This is a genomic window from Streptomyces sp. NPDC107521 (assembly GCF_055598485.1).
On sequence record NZ_JBVKAT010000027.1, the window covers coordinates 72130 to 82227 of the forward strand.

Sequence of the window (10098 nt, forward strand, 5' to 3'; positions counted from 1 at the left end):
GTGCGGCGGGCGCGGTTCCCCCGGGCCGGGCGGGACCGCCCCCGCTCCGCCCTCCGGCCGGGTGGCGCCGGACCGGGTCCCGGGGCGCCTCCCCCGATCGTCTAGGGTTCCCCAATGTTCGAGGGACGACTGGTCAGACTGCGCGCGCTGCGCCCCGGGGACGCCGTGCACCACCTCCGGTGGCGCAACGACCCGGAGGTGGTGCACTGGGCGGCGGCCGGGGACCCGTTGTTCGGCCCGGTCACGGCGGAGGCGGTCGCCCTCGCCTTCGAGGGCATGCTGCGGCTGGTCCCGAGGGAGTCGGCCGTGTTCACCGTCGAGGACCTGGCGAGCGGCGCGGTGATCGGCATGGCCGACTACCGGGACCTCGACCCCTGGGCCGGGGTGGCGACGCTGGGGGTCACCGTCGGGGAGCGGGGGTTCTGGGGCGCGGGCCACGGACGGGACGCGCTGCGGCTGCTGGTGGACCACCTGTTCGGCGCGTACGGCCTGGCCCGGCTGGAGCTGGACACCTGGAGCGGCAACGAGCGCGCGGTGCGCGCCTTCACCGGGCTGGGCTTCCGGGAGGAGGGCCGCCGCCGGTCGGCGGTGCTGGTCCGGGGGGAGCGCCACGACCGGGTGCTGTTCGGCATGCTCCGCGAGGAGTGGGCGGGCCCGGCCTGACTCCGCGGGCGCCCTCGCGCGGACGGTGGCGGGAGCGCCCCGCACTCCACGTGCCCGCCGTGCCGCCGGGCACGCCGGGCACGGACCGTTCCGGGGTCAGTCCCCCTGGGACCATGCGGCCACCGGCAGGGACAGGTAGACGCCGAAGGAGTCGAGCCCGGTGGCGGCGCGGATCCCCGCGTGGAGCGCGTCCACGCGCTCCTGCCGGCCGGCCTCCCGGTGCGGCGTCCACTTCGACCTGATCTCGATCACCACCGGCAGGCCGCAGCGGTCCAGCGGGCCCAGCGGCCGGAAGCGGATCTCGACGTCACCGGGCCCCGGGTCGCCGTCGTACGGCTCCTCGGGGCACTCCACCGCCAGGGACACCAAGTGCGGGAGTACCGAGCCCAGTTGACGCAGTATGGCCTCGGTCACGGTGGGCGCGTGGGTCACTTCGACGAGCGGCATTCCCGACACGTTAGAGCATCGGCCCTTCCCCCACATCGAAGGGGAGCCCGTGGGGCGCCGGGGCGGGACGGCGGGACCGGCTCCGGCGGCGGGACCCTCGCCGGGCCGCCCACGCCCACACGGCCGGGGCGGGGTCCGGGGACGGCGCCCCCGGGCGCGGTCCGGGCCGTCCTCCTCCACGGGACCGGGCACCCGTCCGACTCCACGGGGGCGGGCACCCGGGCGCGGACCACCGGCGCCACGGGCGGCCGGCCGGAACCGGCGGGCGACGGAACCGGCGGGCGCCTCCGTCGCGCGGTGCGCGCCGCCGACCGGGCGATACGTCGGCGGGCGGTCGGCCGATACGTCGGCGCCGTCCGGGCGGTACGGCGGCGGGGCGGCCGGAACGGCGGCGGGCCGGCGGAACCGGTCCGGTGGTCCGGTCCTGGGCGGGTGTTCACCTGCGGGCGGGGGCGTTGTCAGTGGTCGCCGCTAGGTTTTTCCCTGTTCCGCCGGGGAGGCGTGGACGTTCCCCTTTCGCATGCATGGGAGATGGTGCGTTGTCCGTCTGGGAGAGGTCGAGCACGGTACGGGTGGTGCCGTCCGCGCGACCGCGCAAACTTGCCAAGGTTCCGTTCGTGGAGCTGGCCGACGGGCGGTTGCAGGGCGTGGTGTCCAGCGGGTCCGACATCGGCCGGGTGTACGTGTCGTCGGTGGCGGCGGGGACGTACGCCTACGCCTGCAGCACCAACAACAACCGGCCCTGCGGCGGGGCCCGGGGCGGCTTCTGCAACCACATCCGCGCGCTGGTCGTCGAGGCCGTGCTCCAGTACGGCGTGGACCGGGTCGCCCGGTACCTCGGGGCGGAGGACGACGCCGAGCGGCCCGACGCGGGGAGTGTGACCGCCGTGATGGCCGCCGCGCGCCCCGGCCCGGGGGACTCCTCGGCGGCGGCGCAGGTCTTCAGCCGGTTCCTGCGGCACCTCGGCTACCTCGAACTGGAGCCGGTCACCGCGCCGCTGCCCGAGATGCACTGGTTCCCGACGGCGGGGGCGGTGGCCTGATGCGCACCGACGCGCTGAGCGCGCCCGTCGACGGCCTCGACGAGGTCCTGGCCGCCGTGGACGGTTTCGACGACGCCCTGTGCGGGGGCCTGCTGCGCCCCCAGCCGGGGCAGGCCGGCGGGCTCGTGGCGCTCGCGGACGCCGTCGAGGGGACACCGCTGGCCGCGCGGGTCGGCGAGGCCGCCGACAAGACGGTCGCCGGAGCCGCCGAGGAGGACCACCTGGTGGCGCTCGCCGCCGCCCGGGTGGCGCTGCTCGGCTCCGCGCACGACGCGCTGGCCGCCCGGGTCGACGAGGCCACCGGCCGGCGGACCGCCGGGGAGCCCGCCGGACCGGGAGGGGACGACGGGCACGCGGCCGGGCTGCTCACCGCCGCCCGCGGCTGGCTGTGCGACCTGGCCCGCGCGGGGTGGCGGGGCATCGAGCACGAACTGGTCGGCGGTGCCGCCCCGGTGGTCGCCGCGATGCTGCCCGATCCCGCGCTGCGCCGCCAGGCCGTCCTGCTCGACGGTTTCGCCGCCGAACTGGCCGCCTCCTGTCCGGGGGCCGCCCTGGAGCGGGTGCCGGTGCGCCGCTGGGCGGACCTCTGGTCCCGGGCCGTGCTGCTGACGCTGCCCGGAGCCGCCCCGGCCCCGGCGGTGTCCGAGGTCTCCGGCCGACTGCTGCCGCTCGGCGTGGACCTCCAGGAGCACGCCACCGCCGTGCAGGCGCAGGTGCACGCCGTGTTCGAACCGGCGGACGGCTCGGAGCCCCGGCTGGTGCGGGCCTCGGTCTCGGCGCCGAAGCCGGACACGGTCGTGGGGGCGGGGCTGTGGCAGGTGCTGCGCCCGCGCATGGCGCTGCTGGCCGCCGTGGGCGAGGGCCGGACCATGGACCTGGACGCGATGCCGCTGACCGCCGGGGGCGATCTGCTCTGGGACGACGGCCGGGCCCGCGCGGGCGGGGCGGCCGAGGTCTTCGCCACCGCCCGGGTCGCCCTCCCGGCGGCCGTCGCCTTCGCCGCCCCGCCCCTGGAGCGGCATCCGGCGGCCCTCGCGGCTCCCGTCCTGCTGGAGGGGTACGGCGTGGCGGAGGGCGAGGACGGGACGGTGTTCGAGATCGCCGGACACCGGCTGGCCGTCGACGCCGGGCGGCTGCCCGCCGCCGGGCCGCTCACCCGCGAGCTGGTCGCCTCCTCGGCGGCCTGCCTGGGCCTGCTGCGGTGGGACGCCGGGGAGTTCCGGCTCCAGCCGCTGGCCGTGGAGCGGACGGTGCGCAAGAAGGCCGTGGCGGTGCATGCCGGGGCCTGGGCGGGCGGGACGTCCGACAAGGCCGGGATCCGGGCCGAGAAGGCCGCCACCGACGCGGTCACCGTACTGCGCGAGCGCGCCGGAAAGCTGCTGCGGAAATGACCGAGGACATCCGGGAGATCCCGGGCCCCCAGACCCGGCCCGTTCCGGGCACCGACGGCCGTGCCGGGCCCGGCGGCGCCGCCGCCGCGGCCTCCGACGGCGCACCGCCCGAAGCCGGGCCCGGCACGGGGGCCGGCACCGCGCCCGACCCCGACGACAACCGCCGGCAGGTGCTCTACTGGCGGCTGCTGGCCCGCCTCTTCGACCACGAGGAGCAGGCGGCCCTGGAGTCGGCGAGCCTCGCCGTGGTCGAGGACATCGGGCTGCCGCCCGCCCTGCTCGACCCGGACGCCTCCGTGGACTCCGTCGTCCAGCGCCACCCCGGGCTGGCCGCCGAGTTCGACGGGCTGATGGTCCCAGGCCAGGAGGAGGACGGGGCGCGCGACCGCGGCGCCGAGGTGCGGCGCGCGGCGCTCGTCTCCAAGGTGCTGCTGAACGTCTTCGCCTCCGCCCGCGGCACCGTCACCGCGGGTCGGTTGGCCCGCTGGCAGTCCGACGCCGACTGGCTGGAGCGCGCCCTCGGCTGCCGCCCGGGCGAACTGCGCGGCGGCCGCGGGGGCCGGAGCGCGGGCACCGGGACCGGCGGCGGGGCGTCCCTTCCCGACCTGGGCCGGCTGATCCCCGCCATCGGGCCCGAACTCGGCGCCATCGAGGGCGACCTCGTCAAGCGGATGCATCTGCGCGAGGTGCTGGCCGATCCGAAGCTGGCCTCCCGGCTGACCCCGAGCATGTCCCTGATCGAGCAGTTGCTCCGCGACAAGGACAACCTCTCCGGCGTGGCCCTGGCCAACGCCAAGGCGCTGATCCGGCGGTACGTCGACGAGGTCACCGAGGTGCTGCGCACCCAGGTCGAGAAGTCCACCGTGGGCGAGATCGACCGTTCCGTGCCGCCCAAGCGGGTCTTCCGCAACCTGGACATCGACCGCACCATCTGGAAGAACCTGACCAACTGGAGCCCGGAGGAGGAGCGGCTCTACGTCGACCGCCTGTACTACCGGCACACCAGCCGCAGGACGACGCCGCAGCGGCTGATCGTCGTCGTGGACCAGTCGGGCTCCATGGTCGACTCCATGGTCAACTGCACCATCCTGGCGTCCATCTTCGCCGGGCTGCCCAAGGTCGACGTCCATCTGATCGCCTACGACACCCAGGCGCTCGACCTCACCCCCTGGGCCCACGACCCGTTCGAGACGCTGCTGCGCACCAAGCTGGGCGGCGGGACCGACGGCACCGTCGCCATGGCGCTCGCCCAGCCGAAGATCGCGGAGCCGCGCAACACCGTGGTGGTCTGGATATCCGACTTCTACGAGTGGCGCCAGCAGGAGCTGTTCGACAGCATGGCCGCCGTCCACCGCTCCGGGGCGAAGTTCATCCCGGTCGGCTCGGTGACCAGCTCCGGGCGGGGCAGCGTCAACCCGTGGTACCGGGAGCGGTTCAAGGACCTCGGCACGCCGGTGATCTCCGGCCACATCAAGAAGCTCGTGCACGAACTCAAGACGTTCCTCACCTGATCCCCGGCGTACGCCCGCGTCGCCCGTGATGACCATCCGTACGGAAAGGCCCTTTCGACATGTCCGACCTGCTGCGCGCCCCCGCCGAGATCAAGTACGCCGAGGAACTCGACTGGCTGGAGTCCGTCGACGACGGCCCCAAGCCGTTCTCCTGGCGCCTGTCCCCCAAGATGGTCCGCCTGTTCATCCTCGGCTCCGAGCGCTCGGACGGCCTGGACCGGGAGATCGCGCAGAAGTGGTTCGGTGACCGCAGCTTCGTCGAGCGGTCCGTCGTCACCCTCGCCTCCGACCGCGGCCTGCTGCTGATCGGCGACCCCGGCACCGGCAAGAGCTGGCTGGCGGAGCTGCTGTCCGCCGCCATCAGCCGCAACTCCACCCAGGTGGTGCAGGGCACGGCCGGCACCACCGAGGACCACATCAAGTACTCGTGGAACGTGTCCATGGTCATCGCCAAGGGCCAGTCCCGGGAGTCGATGATCCCCTCCCCGATCATGAACGCGATGGAGACCGGCACCATCGGCCGCTTCGAGGAGCTGACCCGGTCCACGAGCGATGTGCAGGACGCGCTGATCTCGATCCTCTCCGAGAAGTACATCTCCGTGCCCGAGCTGGAGAGCGGCGGCGGTGACGACAACATCGTCTTCGCCAGGCCCGGCTTCTCGATCATCGCCACGGCCAACAGCCGGGACCGCGGCGTCAACGACCTGTCGTCCGCGCTCAAGCGGCGCTTCAACTTCGTGCGCATCCCGGTCGTGACGAACAAGAAGAGCGAGGCGGAGATCGTCCGCTTCCGCACCGAGGAGCTGCTCCGCCGGCACTCGATCGACCTGGACGTGCCGCCGACCCTGCTGGACGTGCTGCTGCAGAGCTTCGCGGACCTGCGGGCGTCCGCCGCGGCGGCCGGCAGCGACGACGAGAAGCTGGAGTCGGCCCTGTCGACGGCCGAGCAGATCGGCGTGCTGGAGGACGCCGTCCTGCACGGCACCTTCTTCGGGGAGAGCGCCCTGACCGCCCGTACCCTGGCCTCCTCGCTCGTCGGCTCGCTGACCCGCCGCGAGCCGGAGGACCTGGCGATACTCAACAAGTACCTGCACGGCGTGGTGGAGCCGCGCAGCAGGGAACAGGGCGGTTCCTGGCCGGAGTTCCTCGAGGGCGGGCGCGACGCGATCGCCACCCTGTCGTGAGCGGGGTCCTGGAGAGCGGCCCCGGCACCGGCGGCGGGACCCCGGACGACGCCCCGGTCCCCGGCGGGACACCCGGGGACGGCGGCGCGTTCGGCGCGCTGCGGGGGCAGTTGCGGGAGGCGGCGACCGCCTTCGCGGGCGGGCCGGACGCCCTGGAGGAGATCCTGCTGGGCATGGTCGACGACGTCGACCGGGCGTCCCGCGAGCCCCTGGAGATCTTCCCCGTCTGCCACCACTCCCCCGCCTCGGCCACGGCCATGGCCCGGCGGCTGCGCGAGAAGCGGCCCAGGGTCGTGTACCTGGAGATGTGCGAGGACATGGCACCGCTCCTGACCGAGCTGCGCAACTGCCGGCTGCCGGTGGCGGTGCAGGCCTTCGCCGGCGACGTCGACGGCTTCCCCGCCGAATGGGCCCCGCTGTCGGTGGTCGCGCCGATGACCGAGGCGTCCGCCGAGTACCAGGCCATCGCCTACGCCCTGGACACCCCGGGGGTGGAACTGGTCCTGGTGGACCGCTCCGCCGACCACGTCTTCCAGTGGGACGGCCGCGACCGGGGCACCGGCGGGCCCGACCCGGAGGACGACGACGCGCCGGCCGAGCCCGAGGCCGCGCTGCACGGCGAGGCCGTCGGCGTGGAGATCGGCGACCTGCGGCCCCGCTTCGCGGAGCTGGAGCGGCACCTGCTGCGCCACGGCAGGGTGCGGCACTGGTCGGAGTGGTGGCACCAGTACGTCGAGGTGCCGCTCGCGGACGGCTCCGCCGGCCACGACACCTACCGCCAGGTCATGTTCCTGATCGGCAGCCTGTTCCGCAGGCTCGCCCCGGGCGACGGCGACCGGCTGCGGGTGGACGAGGACCGCGAGCGCCACATGTGGACCAGGATGCGCGAGCACCTGGCGGCCACCGGCACCGACCCGGCCGACTGCCTCTACGTCTGCGGGGCGTTCCACGCGGCCAGCCGGGTCGAGGAGTTCGGGGTGGGCGGCAGCGGCGGCTTCACCGTCACGCCGCGCACGGACACCGTCTGGCAGTACGGGCTGATCCCGTCCAGCCACGCGGCGATCGAGGCGCAGTTCGGGCTCGCCCCGGGCTCGGTGTCGATCGCGGCGACGGAGTGGGCCAAGGGCCTCAAGCGGGCCCGGGTGCGTCCGTTCCGGCTGGCCGGGCAGGCGGGCACCGGGAAGAGCACGGCGAAGACGGCGGCCCAGGCGCCCCCGGAGCCCGTTCCGGCGCCGGCCGGGGACACGGACCGGCTGTCGGGCTTCCTGCGCCGCCCGCCGGTGCTGGACGGACTGGACGAGGCCGAGCTGCTCGGCTGGTCCGTGGGCATCGTGCACGCGGCCCGGCGCAACGGCTATCTCGCCTCGACCGCCGACGCCATCGCCGTCTTCGAGACGTCGATCCTGCTCGCCGGGATGCGCGACCGCGCCAAGCCGACGCCGTACGACTTCCAGGACGCGGCGGTCACCTGCATCGAGAAGGACCGCGTCCCCGGGCGGCGGGACGTGCGCCGGCTGGTCGAGATCATGATGGGCGGCGACCGGATCGGCCAGGTCGGCTACGAGGCGCTGCCCCCGCTGGCCCGGGACGTGCACGACCGGCTCGCGCCGCTCGGGCTGAAGCTCCAGCAGCGCGGGGTGCGGCGGGCCCTGCTGGACATGACCGCCCAGCCGGAGCTGAACGCCTGCTCGGACGTGCTGTGGATGCTGCGGCGGCTGCTGCCGCACGGCGCGGCCCGTCCGGTCATGGGCGAGCGGCGGCTCGGCGAGCGCTCGGTGCAGGAGTCGTGGGACCTGGCCCTCGGCACCCACCAGCGGGCGCTGATCGAGCTGGGCTACGAGGGCGTCAGCATCGAGCAGGTGCTGGAGCAGCGGCTGCGGCGGGACGCGTACGCGCCCGACGCGACGACGGCGGGCGTGCTGGCCGCCGTCGAGGACGCGACGCTGTACCTGGGCGGCCGGCGTCTGGCGGAGGAGCTGGGCCATCACGCGCTGAAGGTGCTCGCCACCGAGCGCGGCGTCGACGGGGCGCCGGAGGTGCTGCGCCGGGTGCGGACCCTGCTGGCGTACTACCGCACCGGCGAACCGGCGCTCCCGGCGTGGATCGAGTCGTTCGTCCGGACCGGGTACGCGCACTACTGCACGCTGCTGCCGATGGCGTTCCGGGACGAGGACGCGACGGTCGGGCAGGTCGCGGCGATGCTGGGCTTCCTGTTCGGCATGGAGGGGCTGGCGCTCTCCCTGGGCTGCGACCGGACCCAGCTGGAGCTGGCCGTCGCCCAGTCGCATCCGGAGGACCCGTCGAAGACGGCCCTGCTGTGGGCGGCGCGGGTGCGGATCGGCACGCTGTCCCGGGCGGAGCTGCGCTCCCGTTGCGACGAACTGCTCGACAACCCGCTGGTGGTGCCCTCCTATCCGCAGTACCTCAGCGGCTTCGTGCACGCGCTGGAGCCGGTGCCGGCGCTGGCGGACGTGGTGGTGGAGGCGGTGTCCAACGCCTTCGGGCGGCTGCCGGACGCGGTGCTGCTGCCGTGGCTGCCGCTGCTGATCACGACACTGCGCTCGGGCGCCGGGGAGCTGGCACCGCTGCTGGTCCGGGAGGCCGGGCGGATCTTCCCGGGGCGGCTGGCGGAGCTGGACGCGTGGACACCGCCGTGGCGCACACCCCCGGTCCAGGTCCCCGTGCGCCGCGCGGCCGGGGACGGCGGGCAGGGCGCGGGCGCCCGCGGTGCCGCGCTGCTGGGCAGGCACCCGGCGGCCTGCGACGCGGTGGCGGAAATGCTGGGCTGCGAAGGGGCGTGGGCGGCGCCCGGTTCCGGGGCCCCGGTCGGCGCGCTCCTCGTGTCCCGGCACCCGGCGACGGCAGCGGCGGCGGAGCGGCTCCTCGCGGGCGGCTGAGCGTGCGCGCGGCCGCTGAGTGCGCGCGGGCGGCTGAGCGTTCAAGTGGGCGGTGGGGTCCCCGGCGGGGCTCCGCCGCCCCGCGTGTGCCGCCCGCCCAGGGACGGCGGCACCACACCGGAGCCGGGCGGCGCCCGTCGGAGCATCCGCCCGGGACCGGCCGCGCGCCAGGCAGGCACAACCGCGCCGGTGCCCGCCCGCGTACGGCGCCCGGGCCACCGGCTCAGCCGTAGCAGGCGGGCAGTGGTTCGAGTCCCTCGGGCACGCCGTACTTCAGGACCGCGGTGTACGCCTCCGCGATGTCGCAGCCCTTGTCGTACCACTGGTAGGCGAACAAGCTCCAGATCAGGACGAGCACGACCAGCACCCAGCGCAGCCCCTTCGACATACGGGGAGTGTCCCGCCCGTACCGGCGGAATACTCCGTACCGTCCGGCATCCGCCCGGATTCCACCCACCGACCGCCCTGCGCCGGGCCCGTATCGCGCGATCCGTGAACACCTGCGACCGAAGTGTTCACCGATTCCGACGGGTTCAAGGGCCCGGCTTCAGGGGCCGGAGGTCGGGGGTCCGGAACGGAGTCCCCCAACCCGCCCCATCGCAGTGCCTCGCGGCAGAACTCGTACCCGCCCGGCGGGAGTAGGGATCCGGCGCGGGCACCCTTGCCGGACGGCGGGATTCCCGCGCTCGGCCCACGGCACGGTTCCGGTCACCGCGAGGGCGATGCCGGGCACCGCCGGCGTGTCCCCTTCGCCCCCGTACGGCCCCGTTTCCCCCGTCCCCCGCGGCGGACGGATTTCGGCCGGAATTCGGTCGCCGCCCCTCAAGGAGGTTTGACCCGGCGACACTTGGATCCGGGTCCGCCCGGCGCTCGCGGCACGACTCCCCGGGAGGGGCGCGCGCGGGCACGGCGGGGTGGCCCGGCCGACGCGGCGGAGCATCCGGATTTCCCTCCCCGCCCCC

General features: G+C 75.1%; 8 protein-coding genes. 6 read left to right on the top strand and 2 right to left on the bottom strand.

Annotation, left to right across the window (positions count from 1 at the left end):
* Positions 1 to 114: 114 nt before the first annotated feature.
* A complete protein-coding gene (locus ACZ7LB_RS29230) occupies positions 115 to 663 on the top strand; it encodes a GNAT family N-acetyltransferase (RefSeq protein ID WP_471472251.1) in 549 nt (182 codons plus the stop codon).
* A gap of 96 nt (positions 664 to 759) precedes the next feature.
* Here ACZ7LB_RS29230 and ACZ7LB_RS29235 read toward each other — a convergent pair whose 3' ends face one another.
* Positions 760 to 1110, bottom strand: coding sequence for a hypothetical protein (locus ACZ7LB_RS29235; protein WP_471472253.1), 351 nt, complete (start codon positions 1108 to 1110; stop codon positions 760 to 762).
* Between the two features lie 524 nt (positions 1111 to 1634).
* Between ACZ7LB_RS29235 and ACZ7LB_RS29240 the strand changes: the two genes are divergently transcribed.
* The 5 genes from ACZ7LB_RS29240 to ACZ7LB_RS29260 are packed head-to-tail and all read left to right on the top strand — an operon-like array spanning position 1635 to position 9136.
* On the top strand, positions 1635 to 2153 hold the full coding sequence (locus tag ACZ7LB_RS29240) for a hypothetical protein (protein ID WP_471472254.1): 519 nt from the start codon (positions 1635 to 1637) through the stop codon (positions 2151 to 2153).
* Positions 2153 to 3544, top strand: coding sequence for a hypothetical protein (locus tag ACZ7LB_RS29245; protein ID WP_471472256.1), 1392 nt, complete (start codon positions 2153 to 2155; stop codon positions 3542 to 3544). The genes ACZ7LB_RS29240 and ACZ7LB_RS29245 overlap by 1 nt, the downstream gene beginning before the upstream one ends.
* A complete protein-coding gene (locus ACZ7LB_RS29250) occupies positions 3541 to 5055 on the top strand; it encodes a vWA domain-containing protein (RefSeq protein ID WP_471472257.1) in 1515 nt (504 codons plus the stop codon). Before ACZ7LB_RS29245 ends, ACZ7LB_RS29250 begins: the two co-directional genes overlap by 4 nt.
* A gap of 59 nt (positions 5056 to 5114) precedes the next feature.
* Positions 5115 to 6239 carry an ATP-binding protein gene (locus tag ACZ7LB_RS29255; protein ID WP_471472259.1) on the top strand — a complete coding sequence of 375 codons (1125 nt, stop codon included), beginning with the start codon at positions 5115 to 5117 and terminating at the stop codon, positions 6237 to 6239.
* Entirely contained in the window at positions 6236 to 9136 is a 2901-nt protein-coding gene (locus tag ACZ7LB_RS29260; protein WP_471472261.1) for a DUF5682 family protein, read from the top strand. Before ACZ7LB_RS29255 ends, ACZ7LB_RS29260 begins: the two co-directional genes overlap by 4 nt.
* A gap of 223 nt (positions 9137 to 9359) precedes the next feature.
* Here the strand turns inward: ACZ7LB_RS29260 and ACZ7LB_RS29265 are convergent, their stop codons facing one another.
* Complete coding sequence (locus tag ACZ7LB_RS29265) at positions 9360 to 9524, bottom strand: hypothetical protein (RefSeq protein WP_471472263.1); 165 nt, start codon at positions 9522 to 9524, stop codon at positions 9360 to 9362.
* Positions 9525 to 10098: the final 574 nt, after the last annotated feature.